The organism is Streptomyces sp. NPDC003393, from assembly GCF_053589015.1.
Map to the genome: position 1 here is coordinate 89,030 of NZ_JBSFRB010000009.1, position 17,498 is coordinate 106,527.

Below are 17,498 nucleotides of genomic sequence, written 5' to 3' on the forward strand. Positions count from 1 at the left end.
GGCAGCGGGAGCGGGTTCCACGAGTATCCGCTCCCGCTGGACGTCCGGGTCCTCAGCGGAGTGCCGGGTCGGCCCGCCTCCCGCCGGAGTGGTCCGATCCCTGCGGCCGCCGGGTCAGCCGACCCGCTCCAGCTCCGGCTCGCGGCGCTCGGTGACCTGCGGGTTGCGGGACTTGAGCACCGCCCAGCCGACGGCCAGGGCGGCGGCCCACACCGCCATCACGTACAGGCACACCCGGGAGTCGGAGTCGTACGCGATCAGGCAGGTGACGAAGAGCAGGAACACGATGGCGATGTAGGAACACACCGAACCACCGGGCGCCGGGAAGGAGGAGGCGGGCAGCCGCCCCGCGTTCACCGCGCGACGATACAGCACATGGCTGACCAGGATCATCAGCCAGGTCCAAATACCCGCCGCGGTGGCGACCGAGGTGACGTAGCCGAAGGCCTTCTCCGGGACCACGTAGTTGAGCACCACGCCGATGGCCATGAAGGCGACCGAGACGGTGATGCCGAGGGCCGGGGTCTTGGAGGCGGACAGGCGGCTGAACCGCTGGGGAGCCTCACCGTTGTCGGCGAGGGTGCGCAGCATGCGGCCCGTGGAGTACATGCCGGAGTTGCAGGAGGACAGCGCCGCGGTCAGCACGACGAAGTTGACGATGCCCGCACCGGCCGGGATGCCGATGACCGCGAAGGCCTCCACGAAGGGGCTGACGCCCGCGGCGAACTGGGTCCACTTCACCACGCACAGGATCACGGTCAGGGCGCCGACGTAGAACAGGGCGATGCGCCAGGGCAGCGTGTTGATCGCCTTGGGGAGGGTCTTCTCCGGGTCCTCGGACTCACCGGCCGTGACGCCGACCAGCTCGACGGCGAGGTACGCGAACATCACGCCCTGGAGGGTCATCAGGGAGGAGCCGATGCCCTTGGGGAAGAAGCCGTCGAACTGCCAGAGGTTGGAGACCGAGGCGGTGTCGCCGGCCTGGCTGAAGCCGAAGGTCAGTACGCCCAGACCGATCACGATCATGCCGATGAGCGCCGTGACCTTGACCATCGAGAACCAGAACTCGATCTCGCCGAACAACTTCACCGAGATCAGGTTGGCCACGAACAGGACCACCAGGAAGACCAGTGCCGTCACCCACTGCGGGATGGACGGGAACCAGTAGTGCACGTAGATCGCGGCGGCCGTCAGCTCGGCCATGCCGGTCACCACCCACATCAGCCAGTAGGTCCAGCCGGTGAAGTAGCCGAAGAACGGGCCGAGGAACTCACGGGAGTACTCCGCGAAGGAACCCGAGACCGGGCGGTACAGGAGCAGCTCGCCGAGTGCCCTCATGATGAAGAAGATGATGACGCCCGCCAGGGCGTACATGACGATGAGGCTGGGTCCGGCCTTGGCGATGTTCGCGCCGGCACCCAGGAAGAGGCCGACGCCGATGGCGCCGCCGATCGCGATCATCTGGACCTGACGGCTGCCGAGCCCTCGTTCGTAACCCTCTTCAGGGGCTTCGGTGACCTTCGCAGAGGTCATGTGTTGTGCGCCTTTCTCCATGCCGACCCGCGCCGTCGGTCGGCCGCGGATCGGATCTCGATCCCCCCGGATTGAAATGGAGTGGTGCCTGGCCGACGGTTGGTCGGCTCGGTGGCGCACCCGGCCGGACAGGGGTGGCGTCGGCCGGGCGGTCGTGAAGATGTACCACGCCCGCGGCGCCGTTTCACAGGGTGATGTGACGTACACAACACGTGACGAACCGTACAAAGTGGGCCATACGGCCTCACAGTCGGCCGCCGGGGTGACGGGATCGTTATCCGGATTTGAGCGTCCTCTGAGCGAACACGGAATGCGCACAAACAAGGACGATCAATGACCGGTCATCAGGAGTGCCGGGGTTTTCTGGTGAAGACGCGGGGCGCGACGGACCGCGGCGCCGGATCTCGCGGGCGCACGCGAGCCCGAACGGACCGAGACCTCACCGTTCGGGGCAGCCGCAGCGGACCGAGACCTCACCGTTCGGGGCAGCCGCAGCGGACCGAGGCCTCACGGACCGGGAACGGAAGCGCGAGCCACGGGGGACGGAGGCGTCGGGGCTCGCGAGGAGAGACCAGGGGTCCCGGCTTGTGAAGAAGCCGGGGCATGAAGGCGCCGATGTCAGGGCAGCAGCGTGGACAGGAGGGTCTCCTGGAGCCCGCCGAGCCACAGGTACGCCATCACCATCGGCTTGCGCGGGTCCTCGTCGGGAAGGGTGTAGAGATCGCCGGCGTCGTCCTCGTCGGTGATCTCCAGCCGGGCGCCGATGGCCAGGCGCAGGTCGTTCAGGGCGCCCAGCCAGCGCTGGGACTCCTGCGGCGACAGCTCCAGCACGGCCCCGCCCTCGCCCTCCGGGGACAGCCCGTTGAGCGAGTGGACCACCGCGAGCGCGTTCTCGCGCTTGCCGGCGCGCAGGTCGTTCTCGGTGTAGCGGCGGAACTCCGCCGAGTGGGCGCGCTGCTCGGCCGCCTCCTGCGGGCCGGACGGCTCCTCCTCCGGGTCGCAGTAGGCGTCCGGGAACAGCCGCCGGAGGACCGGGTCGGTGGGCGGTTCGCTCGGGCCCTCGGCGAAGAGTTCGGCGAGCGGGTCGGCGGGGGCGTCCTCGGCGGGGCCGGGGCCGATCAGCTCCAGGAGCTGCACGGCCAGCGACCGGATGATGGAGATCTCCACCTCGTCGAGGGCGACGGCCGCGCCGCCGCCGGGGAGCGGTTCGAAGTGTCCTGGCATGGAAGGGGTTCGCTGCTTCCGGTCGGTCCGGTGCGGGCTGTCCTGCGGCCCGCCGCTGCTGGATGGCTGCCGCGCGGCTACTTGCGGTCCTGCTGGAGCGTGGCCCACAGGCCGTAGCCGTGCATGGCCTGGACGTCCCGTTCCATCTCCTCACGGCTGCCGCTGGAGACGACCGCCCGGCCCTTGTGGTGGACGTCGAGCATGAGCTTGGTGGCCTTGTCCTTGGAGTAGCCGAAGTACGTCTGGAAGACATACGTCACATAGCTCATGAGATTGACGGGATCGTTGTGGACGATCGTCAGCCAGGGGACGTCCGGTTCGGGTACGGCGGAGACCTCTTCCGCCGACTCGGTCTTCTCGATCTCGATGGGTGCGGCTGCCGTCACATGGCCCATGCTGCCACCACAGGGGGGTGGGAACACAAACAGGCAGGGCGGCGGCCGGGTGGTGACGGCCCGGAAATCTTAAATCGTCAGACTGACGAAATGGGAGTACCATCCTTGGTCGTACCGCGAACGCCGGGGGACAGCCCCCGGCCCCCCGGCAGTCACTCGGGGGACCGCAGATTCATGGCTAGGAGAGGCGTGTTGGACGCAGCGGACCTCAGGCTGCCGGAAGAAGGGCGCGAAACGCCTCCGCGGGAGGGCGGTGGCGGGCGACGGGTGGGCGTTCCCTCGACGGCGCTCTTCACCGACCACTACGAGCTGACGATGCTGCAGGCGGCTCTGCAAGCCGGGACGGCCGGACGGCGCAGCGTCTTCGAGGTCTTCACCAGGCGGCTGCCCGAAGGGCGCCGGTACGGCGTCGTGGCCGGGACCGGACGCGTCCTGGACGCGGTGGAGAACTTCCGCTTCGACGCGGACGTCATCGGCTTCCTGCGCGAGCGCGGGGTGGTGGACGAGGCCACCCTCGAGTGGCTGGCCGGCTATCGGTTCAGTGGCGACGTCTGGGGCTACCCCGAGGGCGAGGTCTACTTCCCGGGCTCGCCGATCATGCGGGTCGAGGGCTCCTTCGCCGAGTGCGTGCTGCTGGAGACCGTGATCCTGTCCATCCTCAACCACGACTCGGCGATCGCGGCCGCCGCCTCCCGGATGTCCTCGGCCGCCGGTGACCGGCCGCTGATCGAGATGGGCGCCCGCCGCACCCACGAACTGGCCGCGGTCGCCGCCTCCCGCGCCGCCTACGTCGGCGGCTTCTCCTCCACCTCCGACCTGGCCGCCGGCTTCCGCTACGGCATCCCCACCGTCGGCACCGCCGCCCACGCCTTCACCCTGCTGCACGACTCCGAGCGGGACGCCTTCCGCGCCCAGGTCGACTCGCTGGGCCGGGGCACCACGCTGCTGGTGGACACCTACGACGTCGCCGAGGCCGTGCGGACGGCCGTGGAGATCACCGGCCCCGAGCTGGGCGCGGTGCGCATCGACTCCGGCGACCTGCTGCTGGTCGCGCACCGGGTACGGCAGCAGCTGGACGAGCTGGGCGCCCGCGACACGAAGATCATCGTGACCTCGGACCTCGACGAGTACGCCATCGCCTCGCTCGCGGCGGCGCCCGTGGACGCCTACGGCGTCGGCACCCAGCTGGTCACCGGCTCCGGCCACCCGACCTGCTCGATGGTCTACAAGCTGGTCGCCCGCGCCGAGTCCACCGATCCGGGCGCTCCGCTGACGCCGGTGGCGAAGAAGTCCAGCGGCGGCAAGACCTCCATCGGCGGCCGCAAGTGGGCGGCGCGCCGGCTGGACGCCTACGGCGTCCCGGAGACCGAGGTGGTCGGCACCGGCCCGGTGCCCGACGAGCTGGCCGGCCGGCAGCTGCTGGTGCAGCTGGTCAAGGCCGGCGAGGTCGTCGGCCGCGAGCCGCTGGACGCCGTACGCGACCGGCACGCCGCCGTCCGCGCCGGGCTCCCGCTGTCCGCGACCCAGCTCTCCCGCGGGGAACCCGTCCTTCCGACGGAGTACGTGCACGAGCCCTCGGGTAACTAAGGGCTGTCCCGCAATCCGCGGCGGGACGGCCCTCAGGGCGAGACACCCCGTGCGGCGGGTACCCGCCGCAGCACCCCCGAGAGCTGGTTTTGCCCACTGATCCCGGACCGAAGGACACCCACCATGCGCCGCGCCTTGATCGTCGTCGATGTGCAGAACGACTTCTGCGAGGGGGGCAGCCTCGCGGTCGCCGGTGGGGCGGACGTCGCCGCCGCGATCACCGAGCTGATCGGCCAGGCGCCCGCCGGGTACCGGCACGTGGTCGCCACCCGCGACCACCACATCGCACCCGGCGGGCACTTCGCCGACGACCCCGACTACGTCCACTCCTGGCCCGCGCACTGCGTGGCGGGCACGGAGGGCGTGGGCTTCCATCCGAACTTCGCGCCCGCCGTCGCCTCCGGTGCGATCGACGCCGTCTTCGAGAAGGGTGCGTACGCCGCCGCCTACAGCGGTTTCGAGGGCGTCGACGAGAACGGCGTCCCGCTGGCCGACTGGCTGAGGGCCAGGGAGATCACCGAGGTCGACGTGGTCGGGATCGCCACGGACCACTGTGTGCGCGCCACCGCCCTGGACGCCGTGAAAGAGGGCTTCCGCACCCAGGTGCTGCTGGACCTCACCGCCGGGGTGGCGGCGGGCACCACCGAACGGGCCCTGGAGGAGCTGCGCCGCGCGGGCGTGGAGCTGTCGGGCAAGCCGGTGGTGGCGTAGGGCCAGCCCGGCCGTGCGCGGCGGGGGACGGCCTACGACACCCTCGCGGGTGTGTGCCGGCGCAGGAGGCTCCTGATCGGGTGCCACAGCTCCGGTGGGCCGACGGGAACGCCGAGCGCGTTGTCCGGGGCTGTGCGCCATATCAGGCCGTCGGGGTGGTGCAGCACCGCGGTGATCTCGTCCGGGGTGGGCGGGGCGGCGTTGCCCCGCAGGTAGACCGCGCGCAGGCCCAGGTTGCGCAGCCGGGTCAGGGCGCGGGCACGGTTGCGGGCGTGGACGAGCACACGAACGCCGCCGCCACCGTCGGGCGCGGCGGACGGCAGGTTCAGCGCCACCACCACCATGCCGTTCGGCAGCTTGCTGAAGCCTCCTGCGGCCATGCGGTCACATCCCCGTTCCGGTCGGTGTCAATAAGAGAGCCACAGCAGGCACCTAAACACGATCGGCGGCAACCCGCCAGGGGGTTACCGCCGATACATGTGTGACCTGCGTGTTTGCTGACTACTTCACGGCGGGCCCGACCTCGAGCTCGATCGTGGAGCCGTCCTTGGCCACCTTTTCGATCTTGATCTTGGTGTTGGTGTCAGTGATCTTGACACCGCCCGTCGGGTTCGACGCGTCGTAGTAGGTGTTGGTGTGGTCGTTGAAGACCGACACCCCCTTCTGCGACTTGATCCGCACCGGCACGTCCGCCTTGTGCAGCGTGATGGCGTCGGTGCGCTCCAGGGTGAACGGCGAGTCGTAGGCCTGGAACCGGTTGCGCAGCAGCGTGCCGTCGGTCCACTTCAGCGGCGTCGGGTGCGAGTCGATCGGAAGGATCAGACCGGTGCCGGGGTGGTCGGCGGTGTTGTTGTCCGCCTGCGAGGTGTCCCACTTCCAGATCAGCAGGCCGTTCTGGTACGGGAGGTGCTCCACCCAGTCCGGACGGGTCGTCGAGAAGCCGAAGTTGTACGGGCCGACCTTGAGGGTCTTGTCGTACGACACGTACTGCCGGTTCTCGGCGACGTAGTACTGCTTGTAGTCCTTGGTGAAGGACGCGCCGATGCGGGAGAAGCCGGCCGCCGTCCAGGCCGGGTCGGCGCTCTCCGCGTCGTCCGAGAAGACCGTCGAACCGTCCGCGGTCACCGTGATCTCGTCGGCCGCGAAGCCCTTGAGCGCCACGCCGCCGTCGGTCTGGTAGCGGAAGCGCAGGTCGAACTTCTGGCCCGCGTAGGCGTCCAGCGGGTACGACAGCTTCGCGTACGCGTCGATCGAACCGGTCAGCCCCGGCTTGTCACTGGCGTCACGCGGGATCGGCTGGCCGTTCACCGTGCCGTCCAGGGCGGTCCAGTTGGCGCCGCCGTCGGTCGACACCTCGGCGTAGAGGTAGTCGTACTCGTCCTCGATGTCGTACCAGCCGTCCAGGGACAGCGTGGCCGAGGACGTGCCGGTCAGGTCGACCGAGCGGGTCAGCGTGTTCTTCAGGTCGTTGCCGCTGCCGCTCCACCACTGGCTCGTGCCCTGGGCCGGGGTGACCACCTCGGTCGTGACGGCCTTGTCGGGCAGCGAGACGACCAGCGCCTGCTTGTGCTTGGTGTTGTACTCGGCCAGGCCCAGCTTGTGCCAGGAGTTCACGCCGGCCTTGGCCGTGTCGTAGTTGAGCCAGCCCAGCTGGAGCTTGTCCCAGGCGTTCATGTCGCCGGGCAGGTTGCCGATGGCCTCCTTGCCCGTGCCCAGCCAGGAACCGGACGACATCAGCGTCCAGAACCCGGTGGAGTTCTCGCCGCCGTTGGTGTCGTACTCGTCCGGCAGACCGAGGTCGTGACCGTACTCGTGGGCGAAGACGCCGAGTCCGCCGTTCTCCGGCTGGATGGTGTAGTCGCCGACCCAGATGCCGGTGTCACCGACCTGGGTGCCGCCGAGCTTGTTGCCGTCCGGGCCGGTCGCGCCGGCGTCGGTGCCGAAGGCGTACCAGCGGTGGGCCCAGATGGCGTCCGTGCCCTGGGCGCCGCCGCCCGCGGACTCGTCCTCGCCGGCGTGCACGATCTGGAAGTGGTCGATGTAGCCGTCGGGCTCGTTGAAGTTGCCGTCGCCGTCGTGGTCGTAGCGGTCCCACTGGTCGAACTGGGCGAGCTCGGCGCGGATCTCGGCCGCGGTGTCACCGGCGGCCTCACGCTGGGCGACCCAGGCGTTGACGCCGTCCCGGACCGCGTACCAGGCGGCGGCGTCCCCGGCCTCGTTGGAGCCGTAACGGGCCTCGTTGTAGGGGACCTTGACCCAGTCGGTCACCTCGCCGTCGACCGAGTAGCGGCCCGAGGACTGCTTCTCGTAGTACTTCTTCAGCGACTCGGTGTCCTTGCCGGTACCGAAGTACAGGTCCTGGTAGTGCTGCTGGTTGTAGTCCGCCTGCCAGTCCGTACTGTTGTCCTTCGTACGGTCGGGCGCGGCTATCTGGTTGTGCTGCGGGCCGGGCGTGCCGCCGTAGCGGCTGTCGACCTGGTCACCGAACTCGACCAGGATCGTGAAGATCTTGTCGGTCTTCTCACGGCCGAGTTCGACGTACTTGCTGTCGCCCTTCTTGCCCTTGAGCTGGACGACCTTCGAACCACCGCGGTTCTTGACCGTGGCCTTGCCGGATATGACCTGGTTGAGCGCTTCCTGGCGCTGAGCTTCCTGGGTCTTGCTCAGCGGACCGTCGAAGTCGTGCTTCTTCTGACCCGACAGCGGGTCGTGCCGGTCCACTGAGGCGGAGGCGTGGCCCGTGGTGGCGGCCTCCGCGACGGCGAACGTCGAGAACGTGGCGGTGGCCGCCGCGAGTGCGACGCCGATCGCGGCCGTTCTGAACGTCCAGGGTCTACTTGTCACTTGATGTCCTCCCCTGACACGTTTCGGCGCGCGGAGGGGCGCTATCAGGCCACGACGAAGGTCCGCGCGCGATCAACGCGTGTAGTCAAGTGACGACATTTGACTAGAGGTTTAAGAGAAAAGACAGACCTTGACTTGGACAGTTCAAGTGCACTATGCGGAGTGGAGGTTCGGTTTACGGACGGCGGGGCCGGCCGGCCCGCTGCGCCCGAAATGGGTGGGCGCGCGGAGCCGGGCGTCGGGCGGGCGGCGTGACTCCGTGCGCCCCCTGTGCATCGGCACCGTGGGTTAGGTCACGCTTACCGGCCGTTCCCCTCGGGCATGCAGGGGACTAGAGTCGATCGGCGGAACGCCCGGAAGTTGGCGGAAAGCCAGGCCGTCACCCCGTCTCGCCCCACAATCTTCCGAGGACACGATTGCCATGCCTCGTCCGACTGCCGCACAGCTCGCCTACGGTTCCTGCACCGTGATCCTCTCGACGCTCGCCATGCTGCTGCTGTCACAGACGAGTTCGGGCCTGGGCATCGCGGTCGTCGCCCTCGCGGCACTCGCGCTGGGGATCCTGGTCGCCATGACCGTACCGCTGCCGAAGGCGCACGCCGCGCCCGCCGCGGCTGCCACGGCCACCGCAGCCGCTGCGGCCACCGGTCCGGACGCCCGGGACGCCCGGGCCGTCGCACACGTCCGGGCGCCCGCCCGGGAATGGCGAGAGCCCGTCTCCGCGGGCGCGGAGACGGGCCAGGGCGGGTCCAGCGGGGGTTCCTGACGCCGCGTCGGGCCGGGCGCGCGCCAGGCGCGTTCAACGCTCTCGGCGCCCCGGCGCGTTCAGCGGTTCGTGCTGACCACCACCGTCTTGGCCGCCTTGTCGTGCAGTCCCTGCTTGTAGGGCCGGTCGAAGAAGCTCCAACCGCCGCAGATCGCCAGCCAGAAGCAGGCGCAGCAGAACCAGAACGGAATCCACAGCACCGCCGCGCGCGCCAACGCGGTGGCGACGGACGGTGTGGAGCCGTCGGCCAGGTTCGCCACCCGCATGCCCAGCCACATCTTCCCCAGGGTCTGCCCCCGTCGGGCGGTCATGAAGGTGTCGTAGCCCGTGTAGAGCACCACACCGACCACCGACTGCCAGATGGAGCGGCCGACTTCCACCTGGTCGGCGTTCATCGTGTACTCGTTGACGCGGAGCGCCAAGGTGATCAGCCACACGACGACACCCACCAGGATCAGGTCGATGATCCGAGCGAGGGTGCGCCTGCCGCTGTCCGCGAGCGGGGGCATCCCGGCGAGCGGGTCCTGGGGGTACGGTCCGCCTCCGTAAGGGCCGTCGCCACCGCCGTAGGGCCCACCTCCGTAGGGACCGCCACCGCCGTACGGGGAACCGCCGCCTCCGCCGTGGGGTTCGCCGCCTCCGCCGTACGGGGAACCACCCGTGCCGCCGCCGTACGGGTCGTCGCCGTGCGGTCCCCCGCCGCCGGACGGCGGGGGCGGGCCGTCCGGCGGTGGGGGCGGGGATCCGGAGCCCGGGGGCGGTTCGGAGCCGGGGGGCGGTTCGGTGCTCATGCGCCGAGTCGATCTCGAACCCGAGCGGGTCGCATCCGGCGAGCGGCCGTACGGGGGACGGCCGCGGCCCTACGCCGTCCCGGTCACCCCGCCACGAAGGTGTGCGCCGCCTTGTCGTGCCAGCACTGGTGCCAGGGCCGGTCGAACAGGCACCACAGCACCCCCACGACCCCGACGACGAGCAGCCCGGGCACGCTGTAGACGAGCCAGCGGACGAGAGCCCGGGCGAAGGACGGAGGCTCGTGCGCCTCGATGTCCCGCACCTGGAGACCGCACAGCTTCTTGCCCACGGTGCGGCCCCACCTGGCGGTGGGCAGCACCTCGTAGACGACTCCGAAGAGCAGCAGGACGGCCAGGACGATGCCCAGGTACGTCGCCGTCGTCCCGTCCAGCAGCCAGACGGTGACCGTGTGGCCGGAGAGTCTGGCCGCGTCGATCTTCGCGTCGATGTGGTCGGCCGCCCTGGTGCCCAGCGGTACGGCGGCGCCCGCGGTGACGCCCGCCAGGACGACCGTGTCGACCAGACGTGCCGCCAGCCGCTTGCCGAGGCCGGCGGGCCGGGCCTCGGCCTGCCGGCGCGCGGCCGCCTGGAAGGGGTCCTCGACCGGCGGCTTCCACGGCGCGACGGGCTGCCCCTCGCCCGTGCCCGCACCTGCCCCCGCGAGCTGGTGCACCTGCTGCGGCCAGGAGGGCTGCCCGCCACCGGGGCCGCTGGTCAGTGGTGTGGCGAGGGGTCCGGCGGGGGCGTCGGGAACGGGCTGGGGTGCGCTGCCCTGCTGGGGCAGCGCGGGGGCGGGGGCGTGCGCCGGGGCGGCTCCGGCCGCCTGAGCCCCGGCGGCCGCCTGGCTCTGCGAGCGGCCGTGCGAGGTGCCCTCCGGACCGCCTCGCACGCCCTGAGCCGGGGCCGCCGGGCCCGCCGGGCCTCGAGCGGGGCCCTGACCCTGCGCCTGTCCCTGTGCTTGCCCTTGCGCCTGTCCCTGCGCGGCTGACGCGCGCGCGGCCGCCGCCTTGCCGGCGGCGAAGCCGGGGCCGTCCGACGCGCCGGGCGAACCCTGGACGGGTACCGGCGCCGGTCCCGGGCCTCCCGTCGGGTCGGCCGGCCGCCCGGGGCGCACCTGGCGGAACATCATGGTGCCCTCGTCGGCCGGCGGGCCGCCCGGGGCCGGGACGCCGGACCCGGGCGCGCTGCCCGGCGTCCCGGCCGCGCCGTCCGCCGCCGTCGGACGGCGGAACGCGAACGTGTCGCCCGCCTCGGCCGGGCCCTGTCCCGGCCCGTGTCCCTGGCCCTGTCCTGCCTCCGCCACCGGCTCGGCCGAGGGCCGGGCGGACGGCTCGGGCGTGTGGGCCACGCGAGGGTCGGCCGGCGCCGGGGTGCCCCACGAGACACGGCGGTCCTGGTCACCGCCGAAGCCGGACTGCTGCCCGCGGTCGGCGCCCCACGCCGGGGCCGGCTCGGCACGGACACCGCGCGCCGCCGCCGGGCCCGCCTCGTCCGCGGGGTCCTCGTCGAAGAAGTGCGGGCCCGTCTCCTCGACCGCCGGGGTGGCGGCGGCGCCCGCCGGTGCGGGCGCGGCGCCGACTCCGGGCGGCGGGCTGAGCGGCTCGCCGTCGGCCGGTGCCGGACGGCTGGTGCCCGGTACCCAGGCGGCGCCGTTCCAGTACCGGACGTACCCGGGGATGGACGGGTCCGGGTAGTACCCCTCGCGGGGCCTGTCGTCACCTGGTGCCGGGGTTGGGGCGCTCATGTCCGTCGTCCCGTATCTGCTCGGGGGTGGTATCGGGGGGCTCCACATCTATCAGACCGGCGCACCCGCCACCGCCAGTCCCGCCGGACCCACTCCTTTCCGGGCAACCTCGTGCAGGTACTTCACAGGCCCGGGGCACGGAACGGAAAAAAGTTCGGCCGATCCGCTTAATGCCCGGCCTCCGTCCGCCTCTCCCCTGGTGCGGGTCCGCCCCGGGTCCGCGTCCGCACCCGTGACGAGTGGAGAGGACCGACGGAGGGTGACGCGCACCGTGGTGGAACGCGAGCTGGAGCTGACGCTGGTGCTGTCGCCCGAGCGGGGGATCCCCGTTCCGGCCCGGCTCGGATACCGCACCGACGACCCGTACGCCGTGCACCTCGACTTCCATGTCGACTCCGCGCACCCCGTGCACCGGACGTTCGCCCGCGAGCTGCTCATGGAGGGGGTGTTCCCCCCGTGCGGGCACGGTGACGTACGGGTGTGGCCGTCGAGCACGGACGGCCGCGCCGTGGTCCTGCCGGCGCTCGGTTCACCCGACGGCGAGGCCCTGCTGAAGGCGCCGGCCGCCCCGGTCTCGGCGTGGCTGGAGCGCACGCTGCGCGTGGTGCCGCCGGGCAGCGAGGGAGAGCGGCTCGGCCTGGACGACGGTCTGGCCGAGCTGCTCTCCTGGTGAGCGCCGAGGTCCGGGCGGCGCGACGATCACGACGGGCGCGGCGGCACCTGGGCTGGGGCCGCACGGTGATCGCGGGTCAGAACAGCTTGCCGGGGTTGAGGATGCCCAACGGGTCGAAGACCTGCTTGATGCCCCGCTGCAGCTCGACGCCCACCGGGCCGAGCTCGCGCGCCAGCCACTCCTTCTTCAGTACGCCCACTCCGTGCTCGCCGGTGATCGTGCCGCCGAGCCCGAGGCCGAGGGCCATGATCTCGTCGAAGGACTCCCGGGCGCGTCGCGACTCGTCGGGGTCCTGTGCGTCGAAGCAGACGGTCGGATGGGTATTGCCGTCACCGGCGTGTGCGCAGACCCCGATGGTGAGCTGGTACTTCTCCGCGATCCGCTCGATCCCGTCCAGCAGCTCGCCGAGCCGGGAGCGCGGCACGCACACGTCGTCGATCATCGTGGTCCCCTTGACCGCCTCCAGCGCGGTCAGGGACAGCCGCCGGGCCTGGAGCAACATCTCGGACTCGGCGGCGTCCTCGGCCGGGACGACCTGGGTGGCGCCGGCCGCCTCGCACAGCGCGCCGACGGCGGCGAGGTCGGCGGCCGGGTCGGGCGTGTCGAAGGCGGCGAGCAGCAGTGCCTCGGTGGTCTCCGGCAGGCCCATGTGCGCGAAGTCGTTGACGGCCTTCACCGTCGTACGGTCCATGAGCTCCAGCAGCGACGGCACATGGCCTCCCGCCATGATCCGGCAGACCGCGTCGCAGGCCGCGGCCGCGGAGGAGAACTCGGCGGCGAGCACCAGCTGCTGCGGCGGCTGCGGCTTGAGCGCCAGCACGGCCCGTACGACGATGCCGAGCGAGCCCTCGGAGCCGACGAAGAGCCGGGTGAGGTCGTATCCGGCGACACCCTTGGCGGTACGGCGGCCGGTGGACATCAGGCGGCCGTCGGCCAGCACCACGTCCAGGCCGAGCACGTACTCGGCGGTGACGCCGTACTTCACGCAGCACAGGCCGCCGGAACCGGTGCCGATGTTGCCGCCGATGGTGCACATCTCCCAGCTGGAGGGGTCCGGCGGGTAGTACAGGCCGTGCTCGTTCACCGCGCGGGAGAGCGCGGCGTTGACGACGCCCGGCTCGACGACCGCGATGCGGTTGACCGGGTCGATCTCCAGAATGCGGTCCATCTTGGTCAGGGACACGATGATGCAGCCGTCGGAGGCGTTGGCCGCGCCGGACAGGCCGGAGCGGGCGCCCTGCGGAACGACCGGGACGCGCAGTTCGGTGGCGATCCGCATGACGTGCTGGACCTGCTCCACCGTGCGTGGCAGGACGACGACCGCCGGGACGCCCGACGGGCAGAAGCTGGCCATGTCGTTGGCGTAGGAGGCGGTGATGTCGGCGTCCGTGAGGACCGCCTCGGCCGGCAGGCCCGAAAGGAGCCGGTCGGTGAGATTGCCCTGGACCTCGTCGGGTGCGGCTTGTATACGGCTCATGATCACAGCGTTGCACTCGTGGGCGGCGGTGTGAACCCCATGGGAGCGCTTGCCGTCCCGCGCGGGCGGCCCTGGCGAGCACCCGCGCGGGCGCGCCGGGCGGCGGGCTCGCGCGGGGCGGGGCGCCGGGGGCGTCAGAGGTTGCCGCGCCGCTCCTGCTCGCGCTCGATCGCCTCGAACAGGGCCTTGAAGTTGCCCTTGCCGAAGCCCATCGAGCCGTGCCGCTCGATGAGTTCGAAGAACACGGTCGGGCGGTCCTGGACCGGCTTGGTGAAGATCTGGAGCAGGTAGCCGTCCTCGTCGCGGTCGGCGAGGATCTTCAGCTCGCGCAGGGTGTCGATGGGCACACGGGTGTCGCCGACCCACTCGCCGAGGGTGTCGTAGTAGGAGTCGGGGGTGTCGAGGAACTCGACACCGGCCGCGCGCATCGTCCGTACCGTCTGCACGATGTCGTTGGTGTTCAGCGCGATGTGCTGGACGCCGGCGCCGCCGTAGAACTCCAGGTACTCGTCGATCTGGGACTTCTTCTTGGCGACGGCGGGCTCGTTGATCGGGAACTTGACCTTGAGGGTGCCGTCCGCGACCACCTTCGACATCAGCGCGCTGTACTCGGTCGCGATGTCGTCGCCCACGAACTCCTTCATGTTCGTGAAGCCCATGACCTTGTTGTAGAACTCGACCCACTCGTTCATCCGGCCGAGTTCGACGTTGCCGACGCAGTGGTCGATGGCCTGGAAGGTCCTCCCCCGGCCTTCGGCCGGGAGGTGCCCCCGGGCGGGCGGCTCGACGATGGGCTTCGCGGCCGCGTAACCGGGGAGGTAGGGGCCGTCGTAGCCGGACCGCTCGACGAGGGTGTGGCGGGTCTCGCCGTAGGTGGCGATCGCGGCGAGGACGACGGTGCCGTGCTCGTCCTTCATCTCGTAGGGCTCGGCGACGGAGCGGGCGCCGTGCTCGATCGCGTACTCGTAGGCGGCGCGCGCGTCCGGGACCTCGATGGCGAGGTCGATGACGCCGTCGCCGTGCTCGGCCACGTGCCGGGCGAGGAAGCGGCCCCAGTCGGTGACGGGCTTGATCACCGAGGTGAACACGAAGCGGGCGGAGCCGCTCTCCAGGACGTAGGCAGCGGTCTCGCGGCTGCCGTTCTCCGGTCCGGAGTAGGCGACCAGCCGCATGCCGAAGGCGGTGGAGTAGTAGTGCGCCGCCTGCTTGGCGTTGCCCACGGCGAAGACGACCGCGTCCATTCCCTTGACCGGGAAGGGGTCGGCCTGCCGCGCGGTCGCGTCGGGAGTGTGCTGTGTGGTCTGCGTCATAGCGGAAGCGTCACCCGGTCTCGCAAGGTGCGCAATAGTTCGCGTATTCACTGGGCACTGTGTTCAGTGAACGACCGGAGTCAGCGGGCTTTCTGTACAGGATGACCACCGTGATGGCGACCTTGGAGGCGGGGCTGTGGCGATCGATCGTCTGGACGGCCGCATCATCGCGCTGCTGGCGCGCGAGCCGCGTATCGGCGTCCTGGAGATGTCCCGGCGCCTGGGGGTCGCCCGGGGGACGGTGCAGGCCCGTCTGGACCGCCTCCAGTCCAACGGCGTCATACGCGGCTTCGGCCCCGAGGTGGATCCGGCGGCCCTCGGCTATCCGGTCACGGCGTTCGCCACGTTGCAGATCCGCCAGGGGCAGGGAGCGGACGTACGGGCCCATCTGGCGACGGTGCCCGAGGTCCTGGAGCTGCACACCACCACCGGCACCGGCGACATGCTGTGCCGGCTGGTGGCCCGCTCCAACGCGGATCTGCAGCGCGTGATCGACCGCGTGGTCGCCATCGAGGGCATCGTCCGCGCCGCCACGGCGATCGTGATGGAGAACCCGGTGCCCCTGCGGATCATCCCGCTGGTGGAGCAGGCGGCGGAGGACCGGGAGAGGAACGGGTAGGGGTTTCCAGGGTGCCTTCCGGCGGCTCGTGGCTTCTGGCCGCTGTGTCTTTAGCCGCTCGCGTCTTCTGGCCGCTCGCGTCTTCTGGTTGCTCGTGCCTTCTGGCACTCGGCCTTCTAGCAGCCCGTGCCTTCTAGCAGCTGGGGACGGAGCCCTTGCCCGTCCGCAGGGCGGTCAGGGCGCCGACCGCGCCCTTGAGGGTGGTCACCGGGACCAGGCGCAGGCCCTTCGGCAACTCCGCGCGGGCGTCGGTGCACTCGGCCTTCGGGACCAGGAAGACCGTGGCGCCGTCCCGGTGCGCGGCCTGCGTCTTGAGGGACACGCCGCCGACCGGGCCCACGGTGCCGTCCGGTGTGATCGTGCCCGTGCCGGCGATCGTACGGCCGCCCGAGAGGTCGCCGCCGGTGCCGTCGCCGTGGATCTTGTCGATGATGCCGAGCGAGAACAGCAGGCCCGCGCTCGGGCCGCCGACGTCGGCCAGCTTCAGCGAGACCTTGATGTTCTTGTCGCCGCTGAGGCCCAGGTACTTCAGGGCGGCCTGGGTCGCCGCGTCCTGCGACTGCTTCATCTGTTCGGCGTTGTGCCGCTCGATCTGCTGGACGGTGTCGCCGCTCGGGTAGACCGCGTCGCGCGGCATGACCGCCCGGCTGGTGTCGAACCAGCCGTCGATCACGTCGCCCAGCGTGACGCGGGTGTCCGGGCCGGTCGCCTCGATGGTCGTCATCCGCAGCTGCCCGCTCGTGTTCCGCACCGGTGTACCCGAGATCGTGATCACCTGGCTGCCCTTGAACGTGCCGAGCACATTGGCCGTCGACCCGGGCTGCGCCACCGAGAACGGCAGCGGCGCCGCCACCGCCGTGGCGATCAGGGCCACGACGGGCAGCGCGCAGACGGCGAGGGCCTTGGGGCGCGAGAGGCGAGAGAGCACGGGATCAATCTAACGCGACGACCACGTCCGGTCGGCCGGCGGCCGCCCGCGGCCCCGGCTTCCGTGACTCGGCGCAATCCCCCGGCGGCCTGCGACGGCCTCAGCGCAACGCCCCCGCGGCCTCCGACGGCCTCAACGCGGCATCTCGCGGCCTCCGACACCTCAACGCCCCGCGACCTCAACCCCCGACGCCCCGCGACCTCCGCGGCCTCAGCGCAACGCCTCCGCGACCTCGCGGGCCGCGTCCACCACCCTCGGACCCACCCGCTCCGGTACGGACTCGGCCAGCATGACGACGCCGACGCTGCCCTCGAGGCCGGTCACGCCGAGCAGGGGGGCCGCCGCGCCGCAGGCGCCCGCCTCCAGTTCGCCGTGGGTGAGGGTGTAGCCGGGGTCGGTCGTCGGCTGGCGGCGGGCCTCGAGTATCGCCTTGCCCGCGGCGCCCCGGTCCAGGGAGTGACGGAACCCGGCCCGGTAGGCCACGTGGTAGTCCGTCCACGAGGGCTCGACGACGGCGACCGCCAGTGCCTCCGACCCGTCCACCAGCGTCAGATGCGCCGTCGCCCCTATGTCCTCGGCGAGTGCCCGCAGCGCCGGCAGCGCCGCCTCCCGCACCAGCGGGTGCACCTGGCGGCCCAGGCGCAGCACCCCGAGCCCGACCCTGGCCCGGCCGCCCAGGTCACGGCGGACGAGCGTGTGCTGTTCCAGGGTGGCGAGGAGCCGGTAGACGACCGTGCGGTTCACCCCCAGCTTGTGGGACAGCTCGGTGACGGTCAGCCCGTGGTCCGTGTCGGCCAGCAGCTTGAGGACCTTCAGTCCCCGGTCGAGCGTCTGAGAGGTCTCCGCGGTCACGACGCCCACTCCTTAAGTGGTGAGGTCGGCGGCGCTCATCGCG

At 71.2% G+C, this 17,498-nt stretch carries 16 protein-coding genes; 5 read left to right on the forward strand and 11 right to left on the reverse strand.

What is annotated here, in order from left to right; all coding sequences use genetic code 11:
* Positions 1–114: 114 nt before the first annotated feature.
* The 3 genes from ACWDUZ_RS12325 to clpS all read right to left on the reverse strand — a co-directional run bounded on the left by ACWDUZ_RS12325 (position 115) and on the right by clpS (position 3,152).
* Positions 115–1,533: an amino acid permease gene (locus ACWDUZ_RS12325; RefSeq protein ID WP_451631750.1), complete on the reverse strand. Its 1,419-nt coding sequence runs from the start codon at positions 1,531–1,533 to the stop codon at positions 115–117.
* A gap of 618 nt (positions 1,534–2,151) precedes the next feature.
* Positions 2,152–2,757 (reverse strand): DUF2017 domain-containing protein, encoded by a 606-nt coding sequence (locus tag ACWDUZ_RS12330; RefSeq protein WP_451631751.1) that lies wholly within the window; start codon positions 2,755–2,757, stop codon positions 2,152–2,154.
* Between the two features lie 77 nt (positions 2,758–2,834).
* Positions 2,835–3,152: an ATP-dependent Clp protease adapter ClpS gene (gene clpS, locus ACWDUZ_RS12335; protein WP_451631752.1), complete on the reverse strand. Its 318-nt coding sequence runs from the start codon at positions 3,150–3,152 to the stop codon at positions 2,835–2,837.
* A 192-nt stretch (positions 3,153–3,344) separates the two neighbouring features.
* Here clpS and ACWDUZ_RS12340 point away from each other — a divergent pair, with 192 nt between their 5' ends.
* Both ACWDUZ_RS12340 and ACWDUZ_RS12345 read left to right on the forward strand, forming a co-directional pair.
* The gene (locus ACWDUZ_RS12340) at positions 3,345–4,739 is read left to right on the forward strand and encodes a nicotinate phosphoribosyltransferase (RefSeq protein WP_451631842.1); all 1,395 of its coding nucleotides are present in this window, start codon (positions 3,345–3,347) and stop codon (positions 4,737–4,739) included.
* Positions 4,740–4,862: 123 nt separating this feature from the next.
* Positions 4,863–5,450: an isochorismatase family protein gene (locus ACWDUZ_RS12345; protein ID WP_451631753.1), complete on the forward strand. Its 588-nt coding sequence runs from the start codon at positions 4,863–4,865 to the stop codon at positions 5,448–5,450.
* A gap of 32 nt (positions 5,451–5,482) precedes the next feature.
* On the opposite strand, the gene ACWDUZ_RS12350 is transcribed toward ACWDUZ_RS12345, so the two are convergent.
* Together ACWDUZ_RS12350 and ACWDUZ_RS12355 are read right to left on the reverse strand one after the other, a co-directional pair.
* A complete protein-coding gene (locus ACWDUZ_RS12350; protein ID WP_451631754.1) occupies positions 5,483–5,830 on the reverse strand; it encodes a hypothetical protein in 348 nt (115 codons plus the stop codon).
* A 121-nt stretch (positions 5,831–5,951) separates the two neighbouring features.
* Positions 5,952–8,294, reverse strand: coding sequence for an immune inhibitor A domain-containing protein (locus tag ACWDUZ_RS12355; protein ID WP_451631755.1), 2,343 nt, complete (start codon positions 8,292–8,294; stop codon positions 5,952–5,954).
* A 421-nt stretch (positions 8,295–8,715) separates the two neighbouring features.
* Between ACWDUZ_RS12355 and ACWDUZ_RS12360 the strand changes: the two genes are divergently transcribed.
* On the forward strand, positions 8,716–9,060 hold the full coding sequence (locus tag ACWDUZ_RS12360) for a hypothetical protein (protein ID WP_451631756.1): 345 nt from the start codon (positions 8,716–8,718) through the stop codon (positions 9,058–9,060).
* Between the two features lie 59 nt (positions 9,061–9,119).
* On the opposite strand, the gene ACWDUZ_RS12365 is transcribed toward ACWDUZ_RS12360, so the two are convergent.
* On the reverse strand, positions 9,120–9,851 hold the full coding sequence (locus tag ACWDUZ_RS12365; protein ID WP_451631757.1) for an RDD family protein: 732 nt from the start codon (positions 9,849–9,851) through the stop codon (positions 9,120–9,122).
* Positions 9,852–9,934: 83 nt separating this feature from the next.
* Positions 9,935–11,596 (reverse strand): RDD family protein, encoded by a 1,662-nt coding sequence (locus ACWDUZ_RS12370; RefSeq protein ID WP_451631758.1) that lies wholly within the window; start codon positions 11,594–11,596, stop codon positions 9,935–9,937.
* 259 nt (positions 11,597–11,855) lie between these two features.
* Between ACWDUZ_RS12370 and ACWDUZ_RS12375 the strand changes: the two genes are divergently transcribed.
* Positions 11,856–12,269 carry an SsgA family sporulation/cell division regulator gene (locus ACWDUZ_RS12375; protein ID WP_451631759.1) on the forward strand — a complete coding sequence of 138 codons (414 nt, stop codon included), beginning with the start codon at positions 11,856–11,858 and terminating at the stop codon, positions 12,267–12,269.
* A gap of 76 nt (positions 12,270–12,345) precedes the next feature.
* Here ACWDUZ_RS12375 and ACWDUZ_RS12380 read toward each other — a convergent pair whose 3' ends face one another.
* Together ACWDUZ_RS12380 and hppD are read right to left on the reverse strand one after the other, a co-directional pair.
* Positions 12,346–13,752 (reverse strand): FAD-binding oxidoreductase, encoded by a 1,407-nt coding sequence (locus tag ACWDUZ_RS12380; RefSeq protein ID WP_451631760.1) that lies wholly within the window; start codon positions 13,750–13,752, stop codon positions 12,346–12,348.
* Between the two features lie 128 nt (positions 13,753–13,880).
* The gene (gene hppD / locus ACWDUZ_RS12385; RefSeq protein WP_451631761.1) at positions 13,881–15,056 is read right to left on the reverse strand and encodes a 4-hydroxyphenylpyruvate dioxygenase; all 1,176 of its coding nucleotides are present in this window, start codon (positions 15,054–15,056) and stop codon (positions 13,881–13,883) included.
* 136 nt (positions 15,057–15,192) lie between these two features.
* On the opposite strand from hppD, the gene ACWDUZ_RS12390 reads away from it, so the two are divergent.
* Positions 15,193–15,675: an Lrp/AsnC family transcriptional regulator gene (locus tag ACWDUZ_RS12390; protein WP_451631762.1), complete on the forward strand. Its 483-nt coding sequence runs from the start codon at positions 15,193–15,195 to the stop codon at positions 15,673–15,675.
* A gap of 133 nt (positions 15,676–15,808) precedes the next feature.
* On the opposite strand, the gene ACWDUZ_RS12395 is transcribed toward ACWDUZ_RS12390, so the two are convergent.
* Together ACWDUZ_RS12395 and ACWDUZ_RS12400 are read right to left on the reverse strand one after the other, a co-directional pair.
* Positions 15,809–16,603 carry a S16 family serine protease gene (locus ACWDUZ_RS12395; protein ID WP_451631763.1) on the reverse strand — a complete coding sequence of 265 codons (795 nt, stop codon included), beginning with the start codon at positions 16,601–16,603 and terminating at the stop codon, positions 15,809–15,811.
* 210 nt (positions 16,604–16,813) lie between these two features.
* Positions 16,814–17,455: an IclR family transcriptional regulator gene (locus ACWDUZ_RS12400; protein ID WP_451631764.1), complete on the reverse strand. Its 642-nt coding sequence runs from the start codon at positions 17,453–17,455 to the stop codon at positions 16,814–16,816.
* Positions 17,456–17,498: the final 43 nt, after the last annotated feature.